A 21,913-nucleotide genomic window follows, 5' to 3' on the forward strand; every position below is an offset into this window, starting at 1 on the left:
ACATTATTTTTGAGGCTGCAAAATAAATTTCATGTAGAGGCGAGGGGGGCAATCAACCTGCTGCGGCTGTTCCGCGGCTCGGTCACCCTCGGCCTCTTCCCTCGTCACTCATTCCATTCGCTCCTCAGTCCAGTGGCTGGCTCCGCCACCGCTCCATAGCCGTGCCCGACTTTTTCGTGAGAAAAAAATTTTTTGCATTTTTCTGACTATTTGCGACATCCATGTCGTGACAAGAATTTTCATCCTGAAAATTCTTGCGATTCATTTGCTCTCCGCCACATCCGTGTGGCAATTTTTTTTACTTTTTTCAAAAAAATTGCTTTTACATTGCCAAAAATGAAAAAATTTTGGAAATACATATATGCGTGGAAAAAATTCCCATGTGATATTTATTTTCAAACGAGGTTCATTTATGGTACAGAAAAAAGCAACTCCCCAGAAGCGGGATTTTAAGAGCTCACTTTTCGTGAACATGTTCGGGCGTAACATCAATGCGAAGGAACATTTCCTCTCACTCTACAATGCGATTCACGGCACGGACTTTAAAATCGGCGAGGTTCCGATTGAGCCTGTCACGCTGGAGAATGTGATTTACCGGGATATTGAGAATGATGTTTCTATGGAAATCAACGGAAGCATCGTCGTACTCACAGAGCACCAGAGCACGGTGAACAATAATATGCCATTTCGATGTTTGGAATATATTGTTGCGCACTACAACAGGTTTTTCGACAAGAACGACAAGTACAACACTAAGGAAATAAAGCTCCCCCGCCCGGAGTGCTATGTCTTCTACAACGGCGATGATCCGTTTCCGCAGGAAAAGACGATGAGGCTTTCCGATGCGTTCATCAAGCTGAAGGATTCAAAACTGGATTTGCCGGAATCGCTCACGCTGGATCTGACAGCGAAGGTCTACAACATCAACAGGAGCGCAAATCATCCGATCCTCAAAAAATGCGAGGCACTCCTTGCTTTTTCAGACTTTACGGAGTATGTTAGAATTGGAAGAAATAAAGGCGTTGAGAATCCGCTGCATTACGCACTTGAGCAGTGCAGGAACGGCAGGGCTCTAGCCGGCTATTTCAACAACCTTAGCAAGGAGGAGCAGTCCATGATTTTCGATGAATGGGATGAGGAAATGTTCGTTAAGGTACAGAAGCAGATTGCAGCAGAGGATGCTTGTATTGAGAATGCACGGAACTTGCTCAGACTTGGTGTTGCAGCAAATATTGTTTCAGAAGGTTGCTCCCTTCCTCTGGAGCAGGTGCTTGCGATAAAAGAAGAACTAGAAACTGAGAAAATTGAAAGTTGAAAACGGAAAATTGAAAATTTTTGGGTAAGCCGCTCGGTTTGGATTCAGGTATGGTCTTTACTGGGCGCTTTCTTGACGGGGTGTATCTACTTTATTTCGGCAATGTAAATTGAAACTGGTCGGAAAAATACAAAAAAATCTAAAAGGGGGAAGTCTCCCCCTCGCTCCAAAGTCCTCGCTTTGCTGTGGTCTTTTCCGCTACCCCCTCTGCGGGCTACCCGCAACGCCTGGTTTTTATAAGGGCTCTTCTGTCAAACTGTCAGCAATCAGTTTTTTCAAAGATGTGACGGCAACAAAAGAAAATGAAAAAATCTCAATGACAGGAATTATAGATGCAGACATTTCAAATTCCATCGAAATCACTGATATTTCCTATACTCTGGGAAAAATTAAAGTTGGGAATACACAACTTCAATTACCAGAAGACTCAGACACAAAAAAATATCCATCGCCTAAAAAAGATTACACAGTCGGTGACTCATCTATTTCGGGTGCTTATTTCCAAACAAAAGATATAGCCCTTACTTACCAACAGGCAACTGTTGATAATTTAAATAAAGCAACATGGGTTGTTTTCTCAGAAAATGATGAGCTTATTTCGCTCTCTTTCAAAGTCACCGCAAAAGAAAACATTGTATTGGAAAATATCAGTGCGAAAGTTGCGCAAGCCGCAGGTTCAGCTGCTAAAACAGTCGTTTATATTGATAATGTAAAAGTCGGTGAAGGAGAAACAAAAAAGGACTCTATTATTTCTGAACTTGGACTTTCAAATACATTATCTGCAAATGCAGAGGCAACAATAAAGATTGCTATTATTGCGACAGGAGATTTTAAAACAACACAGTCAAATGCAACAACAACTACAACAAAAAACTTCAATTTAAAAGCAATTTTTGGAGATATTATTCTTAATATTGCAAAACAGTAGTAAATTTACATATGTCCAAAAAAATTCTACCTTCATGAAATAATTAATTTGATTTTTCTATGAAGGTAGAATTTTGGCTAGTTAATTAGAAATTATTCAGCAGGCGTTACATTGACTGTTGTAACTCGAAGTGAACCTTTTGAAATTGTTCCTCGGTTAAACAGAAGATAAACAACACATTTATCCTCTTCAGAAAGATTTGTATTTGCTATCGTAGCCGAAACTGTTCCGGCTACAGTCGCATTATTTTCACCGCTAATATCATATTCCCAAATATCGCCTAATAAGTTTCCATTAGCATCAACGAATGCAGCTTTTCCCTTTACTCCAGCTGCAGAAGTGTCATTTGATTGAACTCCTGTTACGGTTGCTGTAACGGAACCAGTTCCATCAATTTCAAACGACAAGTACAAATCTGCATTAGAAGGTGTTGCTGTTGTTGAAAAATCGCTGTTTGTATTACCTGAATTAAATTGTATGTATTTTGTTTTCGCCGATTCTGCGTTACTTGAAGTGATATTTGTCTTGAATTTTGAACCTTTCTTGATACTTACATTTCCACTGGCCATTGTGATTCTTGTAACGGTATCAGTTAATTTTCCATCACTTGCCCATGCAGTAAGCCCTTCAAATGCACTTAGTGGTAAATCTGTAAAATCATAAGTCTTTGCAGTTGCCAGTTTGACAGAAGAGCCCTTATTAACAGTAATTTTGCATGTGTTGCTGATAGTTGTGCCTTTTACTGTCGCTGTGATTGTGACTGCTGTGTCATCTGTTACAGTTGCACCTTCTTTGATTGCTACGGTTGCCTTATTTTTGTCAGTTGTATCTTTTGTGACAGTGAGAAGGTCAGTGTTGCTTGAAGTATAATCAATATCGTATGCAACATTTACATTTGATGGATTAACTGTCGCTGTTACTGTTGTTGAAGTTGTTGCACCAACTTTGAGTGTAGTTTTATCGCTTGCAAGTGTAATTGTTTTTATAGGAATCTCAACAATATCTGCTGTCAAATCATTCTTCACTGTGATGCTGTTAATTCGGCTACCGTGCATCCAAATTGTGTATTTACCTTTGTTTACGAGATTGCCATCATTTACTTTGAGTTCTTTGATTTCTGTTGTACCATTTTCTACTCGTCCCAAATTTTCTGCGAATCCTACGATTTTGCCTTTTACATTTGTGACTACAACCCAGCGACCATAATGAGTATCGCCGTTTCCTGATACATTGAGAGTGATTTTTGCAGAATCTGTTGTTTCAAGCTCAAGTTTTCCGTAAATCCAATCTTTATTACTGTAAAGTTCTTTATAAGAACCTGCTGCTGCTACTGTGCTGAGGCTGTCTTTCTTAGAACCAACATAAAGTCCATAGTTTGTATTATTTTCATATTTGACTTTTGATCCGTTTCCGGTGATGAATTTAAGAGAAGCACCTTTTGCTGCGGTAACTACATCTGATGCTGGTTTTGCATATTCTGTAAGGTCTGTCTCTGTATTTAAGTCGATTCCAGCTGTCGCAGATGTAACAAGGAAATCGAATTTTGCATTGACTACAGTTTTTGGATCTGCAACTACTTCTGGTTCTTCCTCTGCTTTTGTTGCCGAAGCCTCGACCTCTGGAATTGTTGCTGTGAATGCAGATGTTGTTAAGTTGAAGTCAAATGATGCCTCTTTTTTTGCTGTCATCAATTCGCCTTTTGCGTTTGCAACTTTCTTTACAGTGAGTTTGAAAGATGTCGCTTCTTTACCAATTTTTGCGATGTCGCCAGTGAATGTTCCTTCGTATTTATTGAAAGATATATTTTTTTCCTTGTAAGTCCAGGTTCCGCCGGCTGGTGTTGAGGCTGTGGAAAGGACAGGAACGATATTTGCAGAAGCTCCGCTTATGAATGTGTAAGTTCCGCCAGTTGAGTCTGTAAGTGTTGCTGTGGTGCCAGAAACTGCATTTGCACTAATTGTGCCGGCTGTGGTTTTTGTTCCTTCATCAATAATGCCAGTTCCGTGAGGGGAACATGCGACGATTAAACTGCCAAAAAGCAGTGCGCTGGCTGCGAGCAAGGCAGCGGCTGTAGAGATTTTTTTCATTTTGTCCTCCATATTTTTTTGAAATCTTTCCAGATTTTTAAGCAAGATGAATCTGAAAAGAAACTTAGACAATATTACCACGCGGAGATACTAAGATTTCTGTCGGAAAAGTGTAAAATTCCGTGAATTTTGAAATTTAACGAAGTCTGATTTTAAAATTCCTTAAACCAATTTATAAACAATTCTGGCCATACGCTGCATTCTTTTTCGATGTTTGAGCCGTCTGCGAGGGCGGATTCTTCTGTGGACAGGGAAAGCGCGTGTTTTCCTCTGTTGAAAAGATGATATTCGCAATCGATTCCGGCTTCGTAGAGTGCGTTCGCGAGAAGAATCGTGTTTTTGGCTGGAACAGCTTCATCTTGAACTGTGTGCCAGATAAAAGTTGGCGGAAAATCTTTTGTGATGTTCTTTTCGATTGAAACTACTTCGCGCATGTCGCTTTTTCCAAGTGACTTGCAGATTTTTTTTGCTTCTTCGGCCGGAATTGAGCCGATTACATTCTGAATTGATTCTTCGTGCGCGTAATTTTTTTCTGATGTGATTACAGGATAGCAAAGGCAGAGATAATTCGGTCTGATTTCTTCCGGGGAATGTGAGGAATATTCCTGCAAGAAATTTGAATTCCAGAATGTACCAAGACTTGCCGCCAGGTGTCCGCCGGCTGAGAATCCGCAGATAATGATTTTATCGGAATCGACATGCCATTTTTCGGCATTTTCTCGAATCAGGGCGACTGCGTTTGCCAAATCAATGAGCGCATCAGGGAATTTCATCGGTGCGATGGAGTAGTGAAGTGTTGCCGCATGAAAGCCGAGTGCGTTCATTTTGAGCGCGACTGGTTCACGCTCACGCACTCCGACATGATTGTAGCCGCCGCCTGGAATCACGAGCACGAAGGGGCGTTTTCGTGCCGGGTTGAATTCAAAATTTTCGTGAAGGTAAGTTTTCAGAAAAACATCTTTTTTGCCAAGTGAAAATGTTTCGTAAATCATTAAAACAGTATAAAATATTGAGGCGTTGAAAATCAACTTTTTCATTCTATCTATGAAGATAAAGATTGAAAAAGTTGCGGGGCAAGACGGAAAAAAAGGTGCCCCGCAGAGGGGGTAGGCGGAAATGGCGAAGCCATTGGAGCCGAGGGGGAGACTTCCCCCAGCCTGTGTTTAAAAAGAAAAACCCCCGCTTAAAGGAGGAGAAAAGGCGGGGGCTTCTTAGACTGTCTTCCAACGGAAGTGTCTGTTTCTTGCTGCTGATAGTATAATAGACTTTTTAGAGATTTTAATCAATACTTTTTGATTGAAAATCGTTGAAAATTTTGAAGTTTTTTGCGAAAATAACGGAAAATCTCGCAAAATGTAACATAAAGGAGCATAAAATGAAAAAAATTGGAATTATCGGGGCAATGGAAGTAGAAGTGAACTTCCTCCGCAATCTCATGGGAGACGAAATTAAGAAAACTGAAGCCGGTTCACTCGTCTTTAATGAGGGAAAAATCCACGGCGTTGATGTTGTTCTCGTTCGTTCGGGCGTTGGAAAGGTCAATGCGGCTTTGTGTGCACAGCGGCTTGCCCTTCAGTTTGGATGCACGAACATCATCAACACAGGAATTGCGGGCGCGATGGCACACGGTCTTGGAGTCATGGATTTTGTTGTTTCAACTGATGCCGTTTATCACGACCTGAATGCAACAGGCTTCGGCTACAAATTAGGGCAGGTTCCGCAGATGCCGGTTTTCTCTTTCGAGGCAGACAAAGGCATGATTGAGGTCGCAAAAAAAGCCTTCGCTGAGTCGGAATTTTCTAAAGAGCACAAAATGATTGAAGGCCGGATTGCAACTGGCGACCAGTTCATCAGCGATAAGGAACACAAGGCTTTCATCGCAAAAGAATTTTCTCCGGCCTGTGTCGAGATGGAAGGTGCTGCAATCGCACATGCCTGCTACCTCAACACAGTTCCGTTCGTTATCCTTCGATGTATGAGCGATATGGCGGATGATTCTGGCAGCAAAGTTTATGATTTCAACGAATCGACAGCCGCAGAGATGAGCGCGCGCGTTGTAGAAAAACTCATCTGCTTGATATAAAATAAATAAAAATCAAAAATATCCGAGGCACTTTTATGGAAGTTATTCAGAGTTTTACAATTGACCATACACATTTGAAACCGGGAATTTACATTTCCCGCGAGGACAAGGGCTTTACAACTTACGATTTGAGAATCACTGAGCCAAATAAGGAGCCTGCAATTGCTCCTTCTGCAATCCACAGCATTGAGCATCTTATGGCAACCTGGTTCCGCAATTCAGAAGTAAAGGATGATGTTGTTTATGTAGGCCCTATGGGTTGTCTCACAGGAATGTACATCATCATGACCGGGAAATATTCAGTTGAGGACATGCGACAGCTCACAATCCGCTGCCTTGAATGGATTATTACTCAGACGGAAGTTCCTGCGACACGCCCGGAAGCTTGCGGAAACTATCTTCTCCACGATCTTCCGATGTGTATCTGGGAAAGCAAAAGATATCTTGACCGTCTCAAAAATGATTTCCATTGCGAGTACACCAAGCTTAAAGTTACACTTGATGACGGAAAAGTTTTTGCTGACGCATAATTTTTTCTGCGATTATTTAGCGGAATGGAGCTTTTCAATAAATGAACATCTTCGCGAAATTTAAGGAAACTGCTTTTTCCGTCCTTCCTGTAATGATTGTCGTGGTTCTTCTGGGGCTTACGATTGCCCCGCTTCATTTGGGCACGATGACTCGCTTTGTTCTGGGCGGAATTCTCGTTATTTTCGGACTCACTCTCTTTTTGCTCGGCGTTGATATCGGAATTCTGCCGATTGGTGAGCGGAGCGGTGCTGCTCTCACGGCCAAGCGAAGCCTAAAACTTTTGCTCGCCGCTGCCTTTTTGATTGGTTTTATTGTCACTGTTGCGGAGCCGGATGTTCAGGTGCTTGCCGACCAGGTTCGCGCAATTGCTCCGGGCGTAAGCAAGTGGGGCTTGATTCTGATGATTGCCGTGGGTGTCGGATTTTTCGTTGCTCTTGGCATTTTGCGCACGGTTCTTTCGATTCCGCTCAATATTCTGCTTACGGTTTCTTACATCGGTGTGTTTGCGCTCGCATTTTGTGCGCCTGCGACATTTCAGGGCGTTGCTTTTGATTCAGGCGGTGCGACTACGGGGCCGATGACAGTTCCTTTTATCATGGCGTTGGGCGTTGGTGTTGCGGCGGTTCGTTCAAAAACTGGCAAAAACGGCAAAATCGCTTCCTCAGCCGAGGATTCTTTTGGCCTCACAGGAATTGCATCAATCGGGCCGGTGCTTGCGGTCATCGTTTACGGAATAAGCATTCATGCAACATCTGATGCGGCGATTTCTGGAGAGGCGGCTGGTCACGGCTTAATCGGGCATGGGATTTTTGTATTTTTGAATCTTCTCCCGTCGATTTTTATGGAAGTTGCCACAGCCCTTGCTCCTTTGGCGGCCATGGCGGCTCTTTTTCAGATTTTCCTTTTAAAAATGCCTCCGATGCAGGTCGTGCGAATGGTTCGCGGCTTTGTCCTGAGCTTTGTGGGGCTTGTTCTGTTCCTTTGTGGTGCGCACGGCGGATTTATGCCGGCTGGCGAGGCTCTGGGCGAAGTGCTTGGAGAAGCGAGTTTGCAAGGCTCTTTCTGGACGGCACTTTTGGTGGCTGTCGGTGTTGTTTTCGGGGCGATTGTCGTTTGTGCGGAGCCTGCCGTTTGGGTTCTTACAGATCAGGTTGAATCGATTTCTGGCGGCACAATCAAGCGAAAAGTCATGCTCGTGGCATTGAGTGCGGGTGTTGCCCTTTCAATCGGAATCTCAATGTGCCGCGTTCTTTTCGGCTTTTCTCTATGGTACATTCTGATTCCGGGCTATGCTCTGGCACTTGTTTTGTCTTTTATAGCTCCAAAATTGTTCACGGCGATTGCTTTTGACTCAGGCGGGGTTGCGAGCGGGCCAATGACGAGCACATTTATTCTTTCGTTCACGCTCGGTGCTTCTAGTGCGAGCGGAGGAAATCCAAGCGTTGATGCGTTCGGTGTGATTGCGCTCGTTGCCATGACTCCGTTGATTGCGATTCAAATTTTGGGAATCATATTCAAAGTAAAATCAAACCGCTCAGAAAAGGCAAAAATTGCGGCTGGAGGTGAAGAATGAGCCAATTTTCATTGATAATCAGCATAGTTCCTCACGATAAAGGCGAAAAACTTACAAAATCGGCCGTTGATGCAGGCTGTGGCGGAGGCTCTGTTTTGATGGGGCGAGGGCTTGCAAAGTCAAATTTCGGCGCAATTCTTGGAACTGGCGAAACTACGAAAGATTTGATTTACATGGTCGTCGAGTCCGAAAAAAAATCCTCGATAATTAACGCAATTTACGAGGCAACACAAAACGAAAAATCAAATTTTGGCGAACTCTTTACGCTGGATGTCGATTCACTTTTAAAAGCAGGTGCAAATTCCGGGGCTGCAGCAAACCTTGGTTCAAAAGGAGAAGAAAAAATGAGCGAAAATGAGAATAAAGAAATTTCCCGTGATATGATTACGGTCATCGTGAACAAAGGCTACGCTGATGATGTGATGTTCGCTGCCCGAAAAGCCGGAGCGACTGGCGGAACTGTCATCAACGCGCGAGGAACTGCCCGCGAAGACGATGCAAAATTCTTCGGCGTTCACATCGTTCCTGAAAAGGACATGCTTGTAATTGTTGTTGAGCACGACAAAAAAGAAGCCGTCTTGACTGCAATCAAAGAAGTAAAATGCCTCAAAGAGCCTGGCATGGGAATCGCGTTCAGCTCTCCTGTCACAGATTTCGAGCTTTTAGGAAAACGAAAGTAATTGGCAACAAAAAACAGTGTTCTTCAAGCATTAAATTCTCTCAAAGATGGTGAATTTCTTTCCGGCGAGGAATTGGCTTCTTCCTGTTCGGTTTCACGCACGGCTATCTGGAAGGCAATAAAATCCCTCGAAGATGATGGCTACAAAATCGAGGCGGTCACAAACCGTGGCTACAAAATTTTATCAGCTCCCGACAAACTTGATGCCAAAATTATTTCTTCATTTTTAACGAATTATGGCGATTATAAGCTGCAATTCTTCACTTTTGACGAAATAGATTCTACAAATTCCGAAGCGAAAAGATATGCGGCCAGTGTCGGTGCGTTCCGTGATGCGGCGGGAAATCTCACTGAAAAAGGAAAATCCGCACATCTCTCACTTTTTGCCGCTGAAACTCAGACTGGCGGAAAGGGGCGGCTTGGGCGCACATTTGTTTCTCCAAAAGACTGTGGCGTTTATTTTTCACTTTTGTATTCTCCGCGTGGTGGCGTAAAAAATCCTGCTCTTTACACGGCTGCGGCTGCTGTTTCCGTGGCTCGTGCGGTCAAAAAACTTTACGGCGAAGATTCTTCGATTAAATGGGTGAATGATGTTTTCTTGGCTGGCAAAAAAATCTGCGGAATCCTGGTTGAAGGAATCGCAAATTTTGAGACTGGATGTATTGATGCGGCTGTTGTTGGAATCGGAATCAATATTCGTAAAAATCCTGCCCTTGAAGGAGAAATCACAAAAATCGCTGGCAGCATCGAGGAAGCAAAATCTCTGAAAGGCGAGAAAATGCCAAATATCTCAAAAAATGACCTTATTGCCGAAGTTGTGCGAAATCTGATTGAATTTTACGGGGCGTTTGAAAATTCTGATGAAAAAATAAAATCCGAGATGATTCAGGAATATCGTGCCCTTTCAATGCTCACCGGGCAGAGCGTCAATGTAAATCCTGTTGCGGGAACAAACGGCGAAAGTTACAAGGCGACAGTAAAAGATGTTGATGAAGAAATGCGCCTCGTCGTGCAGACAGAATCTGGTGAAATCCGAAAACTTTCCAGCGGAGAAGTAAGCCTTCACAGTTACGATTTTGTATAAAAAAAGATGAAAAATTTTAGTACATGTGTTATAATTTACATGAATTTTATTTAAATTTTCGAGGTTAGGAATAGATGACAGATCAAGATTTGGACCCGACAATTGCTGCGTTGCTTGCCGAAACGGAAGCTGAAGCAGGCCCTAGCGATGATTATCCATCTTTTAAAGAGGTTTCTGAGACTGAAACTCCTGCCCAAAAAACTGATAATTCGGCGGCCGGAGCTGTTCACAAAGTCGATTTGTCTCAGACTGGCTTTGCAGAAATCACGAAATTTTATGAAGACGAGTCAAACCACATTTTTGATGACAAAGCCTACTATAAGACGGCTCTCGGAGGCGAAGGGGAACAGGCACAAAGAGTTCATAAGATTCTTTCAAAATACCTCACATGTCAGGATCCAAAAGACCGCACTGTTTACCGCCAGCAGATTGTAACTTCATGGTGGGAACTTATCCGCGTAATGTGTCCTAAAGCCGCAGAGCGAAATCTTGAAAAACCAAAGCAGATGCTCATGCGTTTTGGCGTGGTTCTTCCGTCTTTGTTTACGCCGGAGCAAAAGCAGCTTTTCTCAACCGTAATCCTCGAAAACAACACTGGTGAGCCAGTTTATTACATGGACGAATGGTTTAAGGAAATTGCAACCGGACGCCTCACCCTGTCAGCAACTGACGAAGCCCGCACTCCGCGCAAAAATGATCCTGGTGCCGAGGCTCAGCGAATTCAGCAGCTCAAAAGCAAAAACGACGGCAAATTGCAGAATGCCGAAAGTTTGCTCAATTCAAAAGAAGCTGAAAGACAGATGCTTGAAAACGAGCTTCGTAACCGAGTTGATGCACTGTGCGAACACAGCCCGCAGCTTGGCCTTGAGCCGCACAAACAGCCTTACACCGAGGGTCAGAAAAAGCTTTTTGCTGAAATTCAGGAAAAACTTCGTACCCTTCAAAAGATCGACAAAGACCTTTCTTCATACATGAGAGAATTTGAAGAGGCAAAGGCAATCGGAAATTCCCTCGAAGACAAGCTTTCCGGTCAGCCAGAAGCCGTTGAAGTCAATACTGGTGACATCATGATTGAGTTCCAGACTGTCCGCCAGATGGCAAAAATGACTTGTGGCCGTCAGGGTAATCAGTTCCCGGTATTCACGCGCGAATTCTTCCATTGTGTTCCTCGACTCACTGGTTTCCGCGAAAATGTCCTCAATATCCTCAAATGGGTCGAAGACAATGACCCGGAATGTTTCGTCCGAATCCACAAGAACATGAAGAACCGCATCGTTCCGTATGTTCTTTGTCTGCCAACTTATGGTGATTTTGGCTTCTGTTGGGAGCCGTTCGACCGTTACAACCGCGTTACAAGCCGTGGCCGTATCGTAATTCCAATGTATCCGCGTGACCTCAAAATTGCAATCCTCATGGCTGTCGCTGACTTGCGCTGGCAGGTTGCCAAAGAAAAAGCCAGCTACTACTGGATGGAAGAAGGCCTCACTGGTCAGTATTACCAGTGGATTGAGCGACAAAAGCTCAAGGGCGACCTCAAATCTTACTTCATCGCCGATTACGTCCTCTGGATGACAAAGGAAGTTGACGGTATCCAGCGAATGGACAAGGATTTGCGCGCAGTATTCTGGCGTTTCGTTCCGTTCAATCAGGCAAAGAAGGAAGACCTCAAGATGCGAAGTCCAGTCTATGCCGAGCTTTATCAGCGTGACCTCAACCGTGCTATGAGCGACGGATATTAATAATTAGGAGTTAGCAATTAGCAGTTAGGAGTTAAAGAGGGGAAAGCCTTCCCCTGGCTCCAAAGCTGAGCTTTTCCGCCACCCCTTCTGCGGGCTCAAACGCCGCCCGCAACGCCTGCTTTTCTAGGTTGTTACAGAATATGCAAAAAAATGTAGGAATTTTTAATTGATTCTCTTCTTAAAAAGAATACAATATAATTGTTAATAAATTTTAATACATATCGAGGCAAAAAATGGATTTTGTAAAAGAACTCCGCGCCAAAGCTAAGGCTGCTGGCAAAACAATCGTTCTTTGTGAAGGTGAAGATAAGCGCGTTGTAGAGGCTGCTTCACGCATCGTAAAAGAGGGCATCGCAAAAATCACCCTCCTCGGAAACAAGGCTGAAATCGAAAAATTCGGTTTTGATATGACAGGCGTAAACATCGTTGATCCAACAACTGATTCAAACGCTGACAAATATGCAGAAATCTTGTACAAAGCTCGCGAGGGCAAACTCAACAAAAAAACTGGTCTCCCAGAATACGCTGATGTTGCTGCCGCAAAAGCTGCCGCACTCAAAGACTACACAATGTACGGCGCACTCATCTTGAAAGCTGGAGACGCAGACGGATTCGTTTCTGGTGCTTGCCACTCAACAGCAAACACTCTCCGCCCAGGATTGCAGGTTATCAAAACAGCTCCTGGATGCAGCACAGTTTCTTCATGCTTCATCATGGTAGCTCCAGAGAACTCAAACAAATATCTTCCAAACGGAATCGCAGTTTTCGGTGACTGTGCAATCAACATCAACCCGACAGAAGACCAGCTTGCTGACATCGCAATCGCTTCTGCTAACACAGCAAAAGTAATCGCCGGTATCGAGCCAAAAGTTGCAATGCTCTCATTCTCAACAAAGGGTTCTGGTGCAGATCCAAAAGACGGCGACACAGTTGGCAAAGTTTCTCGCGCAACAATCATCGCTCACGAAAAGGCTCCAGAGCTTGCTCTCGACGGTGAATTCCAGTTCGACGCAGCAATCGCTCCAGAAGTTGGCGAACTCAAAGCTCCAGGAAGCACAGTTGCAGGTCATGCAAACACATTCATCTTCCCTAACATCAACGCTGGTAACATCGGTTACAAAATCGCAGCTCGCATGGGTGGATGGAAGGCAATCGGTCCTGTTTGTCAGGGCTTCGCAAAGCCTCTCAACGACCTCTCTCGCGGCTGCAACGTAGACGAAATCGTCGACACTGTTGCTGTAACAGCTTTGCAGGCATAATTAGAACAAAAAATACATCCATGTATTTTTTTGTTCTAACGAGAAAATTCTGTTCACCTAATGGCAAACAGGGCAAATATCGTTGACTTTGCCGTTTGAATTTTCTCTCTTTGCTTTTACCCCACATCCTGTGGGGCTTTTTTTACTAGCCGATAAAGTGCAAATCCATGCGGAAGCAAAAAAAAGACGGTCGGAGTAGCGAGCACTTTCGTTTTCGTGCTCGTTCGGGTTCTGGCACGAACTCGCCTGAGCTATGCTCACTGCGATGTTCGGGACACGAGAACAATTGTTGTCGTTCTCGCTTAGTTTCCGACGGGAGACCGTCTTTTTGTTTTATCAATAGTAATTAAAAAACTGCTTTAGTTGTCTTTTTTGTAGCGACTTACAAGCTTTTCATCAAGTTTGTCTTCGAGATTGAATTTTTTGATGAACCAGCCTACGGTTTTAACAGAAATTGCCATTGCTGTGATTAAACCTGCAAGCAGAACCAGTGGCAATGCTATCTGGCTGAATATGCTTTCTGCGAGATTCTGGTTTTTTGAAATCAAAAAGATTACTGCAAGGAAAAGAAATCCTTCGATTACAAGTCCAAGCACGAGATTATACAAAAGCACGCAGATATTAAAAACGAAAGTCCGTTCTTTTTTGGTCATTAGTCTTCACCTTTTGTTTTAGCGTTTTTAACGGTAAGCAGGAAAGATAAAACAAGCAGAATGCCGCAAACGACTACGGCCGAGTCAGCGATATTGAATGTAGGCCATCGTTCCCAGCGCAGGAATTTGAACGGTGAATTAGTGATTCCGAACCACTGAAAATCAATGAAATCAACAACACCTTCGGCACGGAAGAACCTGTCGATAAGGTTTCCGAAACCGCCGCCCGCAATGCCCGCAATGCTCCATCTTTGGAGAGCCGTGAAATCATCATTGCGCATGTAAACTCCGAGGACAACGATGATTACGAGGAGCGGAACCAGACGGAACAAAATTCCGCGGGCTGCAACTGACCATCCCTGACCGATGCTGAATGCAATTCCCGGATTGTTTACATGGACGATTCGGAAAAATCCGCCGAAAAATGATGCGCCAACCTCGTAAAGCGGAATTGTGTCCGTGACGATGAGCTTTGTAAGCTGGTCAAGAATCATTACGACAAGCACAAGAATGAGCGGAACTAATTTTTTTGCTGTGAAATATTTTGGTTTGAATGTTACTTCGATAGTAGCTTCTGACATAAAAAATCCTTTTTGATATGGAGAAACATTATACTACAAACCTGTAGGAATGTCGATAAACACAGTTTCGATGCCTTTGTCTTCTTCAAGCCGTTTTTGAACCAGCTGAACGCCGACTGTCTCTGTGTTGTAATGGCCGCCTGCAATCACATTGATTTGCGATTCTTCGATGGCATGGTATTCCTCGTGCCCGACTTCGCCTGTTATGTAGGCATCTGCCCCGATTTTGACAGCCTGATCGAAATCATCACCGGCACCGCCTGAGATTACGGCAACTTTTTTAATCATTTTTTTGCCGAAAGGGAAAATATTTGCTGGCTTCTCGCCATTTGGGAAAAGTTTTTTTGCAAGTTCTTCGATTGTACATTCTTGTGGAAGTTCTCCGCTGGCACCCAAAGTCATTCCTCGCCATTTTCCGAACGGACGAACTTTTTCAAGCCCGATTCTTTTTGCGATTCCAAAATTATTTCCAACGAATTCATTGGCATCAAGGGGAATATGGTAAGCAATGAGTGCAATGTCATTCTTGATGAATTCTGCGACCCGCTGATAGTGAGTTCCTGTGATTGTCTCGCAATGTCCCCAGAAAAGTCCGTGATGAACAAAAAGAACCTGCGCACCAGCTTCTGCGGCTTTTCTTGCTGTTTCCCTACAGGCATCAACCGCAAAAGCAACTTTCGTGATTTGTTTTTCGTTAGGGGCTGAGTTTGAAATCTGGATTCCGTTCAGGGAAATGTCCGAGTCATAATCTTCTTTGTGAAGAAAAGAATTGAAATATCGGTTGAGTTCTGTGAGTGTCATTTTTTCTCCGTTATTGTTTTTACAGTTTTGTTTGCCATGTATCGCGGAATAAAGAATTTAGGGTCTCTTTCGATTTCTTTTTGTTTTGCAAGAAGAACATCAGTCTGCTCGATGAAGCCGTATCCGCTGGTTTTGTATTCATCAACTCGGTTCATTGAGAAAAATCCCTTTGCGTTTGAGTAAGGCTCTGTGTTGAATTCATCGATTACGGCGTAAATTGAATCAAAATCAACATTGTCCACGATATAGAAGAATTTTGTCTCGTCGCCCAAAAAATCAATTGCGAATTTTGTGAGAGCTGAATATTTTTTGCTCGCCTGCAATTTTTCTTCCGCAAGAAGTTTTTCTGCCTTTTGTGGATTTATGTTTTCGAGATGAAGAATTGCGAATCTTCTGAGGAATTTTGAATCAAGGAAATATCTTCCGACTTTGCTTTCGGTTTCTTTTGAAAGAAGCCTGAAATCATCGGTGTATAAATCAGCGGCAAGAACTTTATAGCCTTTTTGTGCGAGAATCATAAAATAAGGCTCGTAATTTTTTACATTTCCGCGAATTCCTGAGACAAAAAGAAGAACTGGATTTTCTGAATAAAGCTCTTCCGTGATTTCATCGTGTACAATTGGCTCATAAAGGAAAGCCTCGCCGGAAAATCGTTCGCCTGTGAACGGACTTTCCCGAACCCGAAGGTTTGAGCTTGGGCCTGTGAGCGTGAGTGGGGTCATTTTGATTCCGAAATCTTTGTCGCTGTATTTTACAGGCCTGAGCATGACGATTGTAACTGCGAAAAGAATTGTAACAAAAAGATTGAGAACAGAAAAAAGTATGAAGACGATGTTGTAGCTGTCGATGACGAGCCGTGCGTAAAGCCTGAGAATTGCCCTGAAATTTGTAAATGCAACCATTACCGCAAGCAAAAAAATAGCCAGATTTGCCACTGAAAAACCGAAGCAGTAAAATGTAAAGGCAGAAACTATGAGCGCGGCCGGTGCAAATGCCGCAAAACAGTCGATGCGCGCATTCTTCAAAAAGAAAACTCGCGCGGAGCAGAAAAATATCATGGTAAGAACAAGAAGCTGTGCTAGAAAACAATCAAACATAGCATTATTTTGCCCTAATATCGTGATTTACTCAACACTATAATGTTAGTTTAATTGTTTCCAAAAATTAGAATATGTAGTATAATTATTTGGATATGCAGCAGGAGCAAAAAAAACAAAAAGTCAGTCTTGATAACTCAAAGATAAAAATGGCGATTCGTGCCGGAATTCCGCTCTCTATCACTACATATACTTTGCCACGCGAAATGGCTGATTATATGGAGCAGGTGCTTACATCGTTTTTGTCTGAGCTTGGTCAGGAACACATGGGTTCATATCTCCGATACTGCCTCAACGAGCTTGTCACAAACGCAAAAAAGGCCAACACAAAGCGCATTTATTTCAAAGAAAAGAACCTTAATTTGTTCGATGATTCTGATTACGAACTCGGAATGAAAACTTTCAAGGAAGAAACTCTCGGCAACATCCGTCATTATCTTGCGCTTCAAAAACTTACCGGCCTTTATGTGAAACTCATTCTTCAAACCAGAAACAACCGAATCAAAATCGAAGTCCGAAACAATTCTGAGCTGACTTTCCGCGAATACAAGCGAATGCATGACAAACTCAGCCGTGCGCAGCAATATACTTCCGTTGATCAGGCAATGAGCCAGGTCGTTGATTTGTCCGAAGGAGCAGGACTTGGCATCATCATCATGATTCTTATGCTCGAAAAGATTGGCCTCACCGAAGAAAATTTCCAGATTCTTTGCGAGAACGGCGAGACAATCACCCGAATCATCCTTCCAATCAACGAAAAAACTCAGCGAGGTCTCAGCCTTGCCTCACACGAATTCATCAAGCTTATCGATGAAATTCCGCAGTTCCCGGAGAGCATCATCCGCGTAAATCGGCTTATCAACAACAGCGGCACAAAAATGAGTGAAATCGCAATGGCAATTTCAAGCGATGTTTCCCTCACAACTGATTTGCTCCGTCTTGTTAATTCGGTCACATTCGCGCTCGCATCTCCTTGCCGAAGCATTGCCGATGCAGTAAAACTTGTCGGAATCCGTGGAATAAAAAGCATGTTGCTTTCCGTAGGCTCAGTCAATCAGCTTAATGCACTTGGCGGTGATTCTCAGAAAATCCTCTGGACTCATGCTTACAGGGTCGCGTTCTATTCATACAATCTGGCTCGTAATTTCTGTGCAAATGAGCGTGACATCATCGATGATTCTTATGTCTGCGGTCTTTTGCATGACATGGGCAAGCTTGTTTTTGCTACGGCACATCCTGATTTTGTCCAAAGTGTCGGCGATATCTGTAAGCAGCGCAATCTTTCCCCGGAAATTTTTGAGAAATTGCTTGCTGGCGTAAACCACAGCGAAGTCGGCGCATTGATTGCCGAAAAATGGAATTTCCCGGAAGTTATTGTTTCCGTAATCCGTCATCATCATGAGCCGGACATGGCTTCTCCGACAAACAAAAAGATTACTTCGCTGGTCTATCTCGCGGACATGCTTTCTCATTACGAAACCCACGAGGTTGACTATTATCAGTTTGATCTTGATGTCTTAAAATTGTTCGGAATCGGCAGTGAAAATCAGCTCCGTAAAATTTCTGACAAATTGAGTGCGGCTTTCGTAGAAGAATAGTCTATTTTAATTGCCAATTTCTTGTTTCTAATCTATAATTAATTAATGTCTACCTTATACATCGTTGGAACCCCGATTGGTAATCTCGGTGACATTACATTTCGGGCTGTCGAGACTTTCAAATCTGTTGATGTCGTTGCGGCTGAGGACACTCGGCACACGCTCCAGCTTTTGAATCATCTCGAAATCAAAAAAACGCTCGTTTCATGCCGTTCCCAGAACGAGGAAGTTGCGAGCCAAAAGATTATCAAGATGCTCGACGAAGGGCAGACTGTAGCTTATGCAAGTGATGCCGGAACTCCTGGCATTTCAGACCCAGGTGCGATTCTTGCAGGATTGGCACGCAAGGCCGGGCACACAGTTGTTCCGATTCCTGGTGCAAGTGCTTTTGCTTCCTTGGTCAGTGTTGCGGGTGCTGGTGGCAAAACTTTGGTTTTTGAAGGATTTCTTTCGCCAAAGCCTGGTCGCCGCCGCTCAAGGCTCCGCGAGCTAATGGAAATGGAAGCGGCAATAGTTTTGTACGAATCTCCGTTCAGAATCACTAAACTTCTGGCGGATATTGCCGATATTGATAGTGAACGGCGTGTAGTTGTGGGGCGCGAGCTTACAAAGCTGCACGAAGAGATAGTAGAGGGGACTGCTCAAACATTGCTCGAGGATTTTAGCTCAAGGAGCAAAATTCAGGGTGAATTTGCAGTGTTTATCTCAAAATCCTCAAAAAATTCTAAAGAATCTGATGAGGATGCCGATATTTAAAGAGTAAAAGGCAGGTTAGCTATGATGATTGGAAGAATTGACAATGTAAATCCTCTTAACAACGTTCAGAATGTTCGACGCACACAGGCTAAAGATAATACTTATTCTACGGCAGATTCAATCAGTGTTTCTGATGAAGCAAAGGCTGCAGCTGAAGCATACTACTTGAATCAGGTTGCGGAAGAAACTCCTGATGTACGACAGGATCTCGTTGCCGCCATCAAAGAAAAGATTAAGGATCCAAACTACTTGAATCAGGCTGTCATTGCATCAACAGCTGACAGAATTCTTGCAAGCTATGGACTTTAATTCGCCGGCAACGGTGTCGCTTACAGAAAGACGGAATTTTTTCCGTCTTTTTTTTTAGATTTATATAAAACTTGAAATAGCAGGGATTTAATAAAATGGCTGATTTTTCATTTAAAGTTTCACCAAATATTCTTTTAGGCTCTTATTCTGCAACCAGAATCGGACAGTCAGTTCTTTCTTATGGCACGAAATTCATGGTCATCGTTGATCCGATTTTGCGCGAGAATGGTTCTGCTGAAAAAATCACAAAGGCTCTCGATGATAAAAAAATCGATTATTTTATTTTTGATCAGCTTTCAAGCGGCGGAGATTCTGAAATACTGGAAAGAACGCTCAAACTTGCCCGCGAGGCTCATGTTCAGGGCGTAATTGCCGTGGGCGGAGGAAAACCAATCAGCATTGCGCGCGGAACTTGTTCACTTTTCAATGAAGAGCATGATTTGTATGATTATTTGGATGGTGCTGTTCCAAAGAGCAATCCACTTCCTTTGATCGTAATTCCAACTACAATCCGTGACGCTTTTGTCTTCACCGATTCAGTTCCTCTTGTTGATGCCCGAAGCTCAACTCTCAAACTTTTGAAATCTCAGCACGGAATTGCAAAACTTGTGCTTTTTGACCCGACATTGACCGCAACTTTGACAGAGAATCAGCTTGAATCAATGTCACTCGAAACGCTCTGCCTTGCAACTGAAAGCTATCTTTCTCAGCGCGAGAATTTCTTCAGCGACATGATTGCCGAAAAATCAATCGAACTTTTCTCTTACGCGCTCGACGGCTCACAGACTCTCACAATCACAACTCCAAAAGAAGAACTTCTTTCTCAGGCAGGCTGCATGGCAAGTCTTTCGGCAGCAACTTCTTCAATCGGAATCGCAAGCCTTCTTTCAATGTGTATTAACGCCCGCTACAAGATTTCTCGTTCACTTGTCACCACGATTTTGTTCCCTTACATGGTCGAGGAATGTGCAAAATTCAAGGCAGACCGAATCGCAAGCCTCGCAAGAAAAATGAATATCGCACAGCCAGAACAGACAAATGAGGAAGCGGCACATGCTTTTGCAGAGAATATCCGTCAGAGAATCGCAAAGGCGAACCTTCCTGCACGACTCAAAGATTTGTCAATTTCGCTTGAACAGCTTGCGCTTGCCGCAGAAGATGCCGGACAGCTCGACATCGTGAACAATTTGCCACGAAGCATGAACAGCGATGATTTGTTTGGACTGATAAAAACGGCATTCTAGACATGATTGAACCTCATAAATTGAATCAGCTGCAACCGGGACAAAAGCGGCGGAAACTGGCTCTTACTTTCGGCGCTTTAGAGCGAGATGTGGACGGAATCCCGGAGAAGGGCAATGAGTACAACTTTAAGTCGATTCCGCGTGCTGAATATATCAAAAAACTCATTTCGATTGTGATTCAGGACGAGGAGCTTCCAGATGCGAGCAAAAAACAGCTCGAAGAAGTTCTTGAATCCGAGCCTTTTGACGAAAAGCGGGCATGTAATCTTGCGCGAAACAATCTTCTTGCAATCATCGGAACTTTCCCTGCTGAATGGGATTTGATTATCGCACCGCACGCTTCTCCGCTCGACGAAAACGGTCTTGTAAAGCAGCGTGATTTTTTCCCTGGCGTTTATGTTTATGCAGAAGATATCCGCTCGCCATTCAACTGCGGCTCAATTTTCCGTACGGCAGAAGCAATGGGAGCTGAGAAAGTTCTGATTTCGCCGATGTGCATTGACCCGAACCACCCGAAAGCACTTCGTAGCGGAATGGGTTGCATAGAGACAATTGGTTTTGAGCGAAAAAGCGTTGATGAACTGGAAGAATTTGCTCGCGAGAATGATTTGCCAATTTTCGTGCTTGAAACAGGCGGAACTCCAATCGAAGAATTTAAATTCCCAAAAAAAGGAATCTGCATTATCGGCTCGGAAGAGCTTGGCGTAAGCCCGCAGGCTTTGAGCAAAGCAACTTACGGTCGAGTCACAATCCCGATGAAAGGTCTGAAAGCTTCGTTGAATGTCGGCGTGGCTTATGGAATTCTGATGCAAAAATGGGTGGAAAGTATTTCAGCTGATTCTGAATGAAGCCTGCTTATTTTGCCGAAGACAGGATATGCCTTAAAGCCTGTTCATTCGAAATCACAACGGCTCTCAGCATCTTGTCCATAAGTATAGGTGCAAGCTGAACTGCCTTTTCCGCACCTGTCGTTACGGACGGAACGCCGTTCATAAAAGCGGTTCGGGCAAATTCTCGTTCTTTGTCGATTACTTCGCGGGTCATGTAAGGTTTGTAGACTTTGACGATTTTGTCATCATCAAGACGGTATACGCTGCCGTTTCCGCCCTGACCTAAAAGCTCACAGCCTTCAACGCTGATTTCACGGAGCTTTTTCTGAACATCGAGGATATTTGTAAAGCCCGTAGTATCAAAAATTTCAAAAATTTCCTTTGAGACATTGATGACAGAAAGTTTTTTACCCGTGGATTTACAAAGAATCGCAGTCCTGCACTTGAAATATAAGTAAGAGAGTCAGTGCGTTTAGTATTCATAGAATTCTCCAAAAAATATTTATATTATCTTAAATCTTCCTTAAGGAATCTGCAAGAAATATCGTAATGGGAATGGCTCCCTTCCGCGCTCGAAGCACAGCTTCGAACGAGACTCCTATGTTTTATGTCAAGCCCCTGTTTTTTTTTATTTCATAAATTGCAATAACAACTTGAAACAACAAATTTGTTAAGCTGTTTTTCTATAAATTTTATCTAACTCAGCTTCAAATAGTTGAGCTGGAGTTTTATAACCCAATATTTTTCTAGGAAGATTGTTCATCCA

22 protein-coding genes are annotated in these 21,913 nt (G+C 43.4%); 14 read left to right on the forward strand and 8 right to left on the reverse strand.

What is annotated here, in order from left to right; all coding sequences use genetic code 11:
* Nucleotides 1-124 precede the first annotated feature (124 nt).
* Nucleotides 125-265, reverse strand: a complete 141-nt coding sequence (locus IJJ71_RS11985; RefSeq protein WP_296847317.1) for a hypothetical protein — start codon at nucleotides 263-265, stop codon at nucleotides 125-127.
* A gap of 147 nt (nucleotides 266-412) precedes the next feature.
* Here IJJ71_RS11985 and IJJ71_RS11990 point away from each other — a divergent pair, with 147 nt between their 5' ends.
* Nucleotides 413-1,315: an Rpn family recombination-promoting nuclease/putative transposase gene (locus IJJ71_RS11990; RefSeq protein WP_296847318.1), complete on the forward strand. Its 903-nt coding sequence runs from the start codon at nucleotides 413-415 to the stop codon at nucleotides 1,313-1,315.
* 109 nt (nucleotides 1,316-1,424) lie between these two features.
* Complete coding sequence (locus IJJ71_RS11995) at nucleotides 1,425-2,243, forward strand: hypothetical protein (protein ID WP_296847320.1); 819 nt, start codon at nucleotides 1,425-1,427, stop codon at nucleotides 2,241-2,243.
* Nucleotides 2,244-2,335: 92 nt separating this feature from the next.
* On the opposite strand, the gene IJJ71_RS12000 is transcribed toward IJJ71_RS11995, so the two are convergent.
* Nucleotides 2,336-4,330, reverse strand: a complete 1,995-nt coding sequence (locus tag IJJ71_RS12000) for a hypothetical protein (RefSeq protein WP_296847322.1) — start codon at nucleotides 4,328-4,330, stop codon at nucleotides 2,336-2,338.
* A 152-nt stretch (nucleotides 4,331-4,482) separates the two neighbouring features.
* Complete coding sequence (locus IJJ71_RS12005) at nucleotides 4,483-5,322, reverse strand: alpha/beta hydrolase (RefSeq protein ID WP_296847324.1); 840 nt, start codon at nucleotides 5,320-5,322, stop codon at nucleotides 4,483-4,485.
* A 383-nt stretch (nucleotides 5,323-5,705) separates the two neighbouring features.
* On the opposite strand from IJJ71_RS12005, the gene IJJ71_RS12010 reads away from it, so the two are divergent.
* The 7 genes from IJJ71_RS12010 (at nucleotide 5,706) to pta (ending at nucleotide 13,278) form a co-directional block, all read left to right on the forward strand.
* The gene (locus IJJ71_RS12010) at nucleotides 5,706-6,413 is read left to right on the forward strand and encodes a 5'-methylthioadenosine/adenosylhomocysteine nucleosidase (protein WP_296847325.1); all 708 of its coding nucleotides are present in this window, start codon (nucleotides 5,706-5,708) and stop codon (nucleotides 6,411-6,413) included.
* A gap of 35 nt (nucleotides 6,414-6,448) precedes the next feature.
* Nucleotides 6,449-6,943: an S-ribosylhomocysteine lyase gene (locus tag IJJ71_RS12015; protein ID WP_296847326.1), complete on the forward strand. Its 495-nt coding sequence runs from the start codon at nucleotides 6,449-6,451 to the stop codon at nucleotides 6,941-6,943.
* 41 nt (nucleotides 6,944-6,984) lie between these two features.
* Nucleotides 6,985-8,517: a DUF1538 domain-containing protein gene (locus IJJ71_RS12020; protein ID WP_296847327.1), complete on the forward strand. Its 1,533-nt coding sequence runs from the start codon at nucleotides 6,985-6,987 to the stop codon at nucleotides 8,515-8,517.
* Nucleotides 8,514-9,197, forward strand: a complete 684-nt coding sequence (locus IJJ71_RS12025; protein WP_296847328.1) for a P-II family nitrogen regulator — start codon at nucleotides 8,514-8,516, stop codon at nucleotides 9,195-9,197. The genes IJJ71_RS12020 and IJJ71_RS12025 overlap by 4 nt, the downstream gene beginning before the upstream one ends.
* Complete coding sequence (locus tag IJJ71_RS12030) at nucleotides 9,198-10,280, forward strand: biotin--[acetyl-CoA-carboxylase] ligase (protein ID WP_296847329.1); 1,083 nt, start codon at nucleotides 9,198-9,200, stop codon at nucleotides 10,278-10,280. It abuts the gene before it with no gap.
* A gap of 74 nt (nucleotides 10,281-10,354) precedes the next feature.
* A complete protein-coding gene (locus IJJ71_RS12035; protein WP_296847330.1) occupies nucleotides 10,355-12,019 on the forward strand; it encodes a hypothetical protein in 1,665 nt (554 codons plus the stop codon).
* A 233-nt stretch (nucleotides 12,020-12,252) separates the two neighbouring features.
* The gene (pta, locus tag IJJ71_RS12040; RefSeq protein WP_296847332.1) at nucleotides 12,253-13,278 is read left to right on the forward strand and encodes a phosphate acetyltransferase; all 1,026 of its coding nucleotides are present in this window, start codon (nucleotides 12,253-12,255) and stop codon (nucleotides 13,276-13,278) included.
* Between the two features lie 359 nt (nucleotides 13,279-13,637).
* Here the strand turns inward: pta and IJJ71_RS12045 are convergent, their stop codons facing one another.
* Genes IJJ71_RS12045 through IJJ71_RS12060 form a run of 4 tightly spaced genes read right to left on the reverse strand, consistent with a single transcriptional unit; the run spans nucleotide 13,638 to nucleotide 16,410 of the window.
* Entirely contained in the window at nucleotides 13,638-13,931 is a 294-nt protein-coding gene (locus tag IJJ71_RS12045) for a hypothetical protein (protein WP_296847333.1), read from the reverse strand.
* Nucleotides 13,931-14,512, reverse strand: a complete 582-nt coding sequence (lspA, locus tag IJJ71_RS12050; protein ID WP_296847334.1) for a signal peptidase II — start codon at nucleotides 14,510-14,512, stop codon at nucleotides 13,931-13,933. The genes IJJ71_RS12045 and lspA overlap by 1 nt, the downstream gene beginning before the upstream one ends.
* Before the next feature lie 33 nt (nucleotides 14,513-14,545).
* Complete coding sequence (locus IJJ71_RS12055) at nucleotides 14,546-15,313, reverse strand: Nif3-like dinuclear metal center hexameric protein (protein ID WP_296847336.1); 768 nt, start codon at nucleotides 15,311-15,313, stop codon at nucleotides 14,546-14,548.
* Complete coding sequence (locus IJJ71_RS12060; RefSeq protein WP_296847338.1) at nucleotides 15,310-16,410, reverse strand: hypothetical protein; 1,101 nt, start codon at nucleotides 16,408-16,410, stop codon at nucleotides 15,310-15,312. The genes IJJ71_RS12055 and IJJ71_RS12060 overlap by 4 nt, the downstream gene beginning before the upstream one ends.
* 95 nt (nucleotides 16,411-16,505) lie before the next feature.
* On the opposite strand from IJJ71_RS12060, the gene IJJ71_RS12065 reads away from it, so the two are divergent.
* From IJJ71_RS12065 to IJJ71_RS12085, 5 genes are all read left to right on the forward strand, one after another.
* Nucleotides 16,506-18,008: an HDOD domain-containing protein gene (locus IJJ71_RS12065; protein ID WP_296847340.1), complete on the forward strand. Its 1,503-nt coding sequence runs from the start codon at nucleotides 16,506-16,508 to the stop codon at nucleotides 18,006-18,008.
* Between the two features lie 45 nt (nucleotides 18,009-18,053).
* Nucleotides 18,054-18,764: a 16S rRNA (cytidine(1402)-2'-O)-methyltransferase gene (gene rsmI, locus IJJ71_RS12070; RefSeq protein ID WP_296847341.1), complete on the forward strand. Its 711-nt coding sequence runs from the start codon at nucleotides 18,054-18,056 to the stop codon at nucleotides 18,762-18,764.
* 21 nt (nucleotides 18,765-18,785) lie between these two features.
* The gene (locus IJJ71_RS12075) at nucleotides 18,786-19,073 is read left to right on the forward strand and encodes a flagellar biosynthesis anti-sigma factor FlgM (protein ID WP_296847343.1); all 288 of its coding nucleotides are present in this window, start codon (nucleotides 18,786-18,788) and stop codon (nucleotides 19,071-19,073) included.
* Nucleotides 19,074-19,168: 95 nt separating this feature from the next.
* Entirely contained in the window at nucleotides 19,169-20,317 is a 1,149-nt protein-coding gene (locus IJJ71_RS12080) for an iron-containing alcohol dehydrogenase (RefSeq protein WP_296847346.1), read from the forward strand.
* A 2-nt stretch (nucleotides 20,318-20,319) separates the two neighbouring features.
* Nucleotides 20,320-21,165: a TrmH family RNA methyltransferase gene (locus IJJ71_RS12085; RefSeq protein ID WP_296847348.1), complete on the forward strand. Its 846-nt coding sequence runs from the start codon at nucleotides 20,320-20,322 to the stop codon at nucleotides 21,163-21,165.
* Nucleotides 21,166-21,172: 7 nt separating this feature from the next.
* Here the strand turns inward: IJJ71_RS12085 and IJJ71_RS12090 are convergent, their stop codons facing one another.
* Entirely contained in the window at nucleotides 21,173-21,361 is a 189-nt protein-coding gene (locus IJJ71_RS12090) for a hypothetical protein (RefSeq protein ID WP_296847349.1), read from the reverse strand.
* Nucleotides 21,362-21,913 lie beyond the last annotated feature (552 nt).

Origin of the sequence: Treponema sp. (genome assembly GCF_017430385.1) — a bacterium.
GTDB lineage: Bacteria > Spirochaetota > Spirochaetia > Treponematales > Treponemataceae > Treponema_D.

Bases quoted from the DNA above. Each gene is read 5' to 3' on its own strand.
- IJJ71_RS12075 (WP_296847343.1), top strand. From the start codon at position 18,786: ATGATGATTGGAAGAATTGACAATGTAAATCCTCTTAACAACGTTCAG.
- IJJ71_RS12010 (WP_296847325.1), top strand. From the start codon at position 5,706: ATGAAAAAAATTGGAATTATCGGGGCAATGGAAGTAGAAGTGAACTTC.
- IJJ71_RS12090 (WP_296847349.1), bottom strand. From the start codon at position 21,361: ATGACCCGCGAAGTAATCGACAAAGAACGAGAATTTGCCCGAACCGCT.
- IJJ71_RS12060 (WP_296847338.1), bottom strand. From the start codon at position 16,410: ATGTTTGATTGTTTTCTAGCACAGCTTCTTGTTCTTACCATGATATTT.
- IJJ71_RS12035 (WP_296847330.1), top strand. From the start codon at position 10,355: ATGACAGATCAAGATTTGGACCCGACAATTGCTGCGTTGCTTGCCGAA.
- pta (WP_296847332.1), top strand. From the start codon at position 12,253: ATGGATTTTGTAAAAGAACTCCGCGCCAAAGCTAAGGCTGCTGGCAAA.
- lspA (WP_296847334.1), bottom strand. From the start codon at position 14,512: ATGTCAGAAGCTACTATCGAAGTAACATTCAAACCAAAATATTTCACA.
- IJJ71_RS12045 (WP_296847333.1), bottom strand. From the start codon at position 13,931: ATGACCAAAAAAGAACGGACTTTCGTTTTTAATATCTGCGTGCTTTTG.
- rsmI (WP_296847341.1), top strand. From the start codon at position 18,054: ATGTCTACCTTATACATCGTTGGAACCCCGATTGGTAATCTCGGTGAC.
- IJJ71_RS12020 (WP_296847327.1), top strand. From the start codon at position 6,985: ATGAACATCTTCGCGAAATTTAAGGAAACTGCTTTTTCCGTCCTTCCT.
- IJJ71_RS11990 (WP_296847318.1), top strand. From the start codon at position 413: ATGGTACAGAAAAAAGCAACTCCCCAGAAGCGGGATTTTAAGAGCTCA.
- IJJ71_RS12015 (WP_296847326.1), top strand. From the start codon at position 6,449: ATGGAAGTTATTCAGAGTTTTACAATTGACCATACACATTTGAAACCG.
- IJJ71_RS12000 (WP_296847322.1), bottom strand. From the start codon at position 4,330: ATGAAAAAAATCTCTACAGCCGCTGCCTTGCTCGCAGCCAGCGCACTG.
- IJJ71_RS12055 (WP_296847336.1), bottom strand. From the start codon at position 15,313: ATGACACTCACAGAACTCAACCGATATTTCAATTCTTTTCTTCACAAA.
- IJJ71_RS12080 (WP_296847346.1), top strand. From the start codon at position 19,169: ATGGCTGATTTTTCATTTAAAGTTTCACCAAATATTCTTTTAGGCTCT.
- IJJ71_RS12025 (WP_296847328.1), top strand. From the start codon at position 8,514: ATGAGCCAATTTTCATTGATAATCAGCATAGTTCCTCACGATAAAGGC.
- IJJ71_RS11985 (WP_296847317.1), bottom strand. From the start codon at position 265: ATGAATCGCAAGAATTTTCAGGATGAAAATTCTTGTCACGACATGGAT.
- IJJ71_RS12065 (WP_296847340.1), top strand. From the start codon at position 16,506: ATGCAGCAGGAGCAAAAAAAACAAAAAGTCAGTCTTGATAACTCAAAG.
- IJJ71_RS12005 (WP_296847324.1), bottom strand. From the start codon at position 5,322: ATGATTTACGAAACATTTTCACTTGGCAAAAAAGATGTTTTTCTGAAA.
- IJJ71_RS12085 (WP_296847348.1), top strand. From the start codon at position 20,320: ATGATTGAACCTCATAAATTGAATCAGCTGCAACCGGGACAAAAGCGG.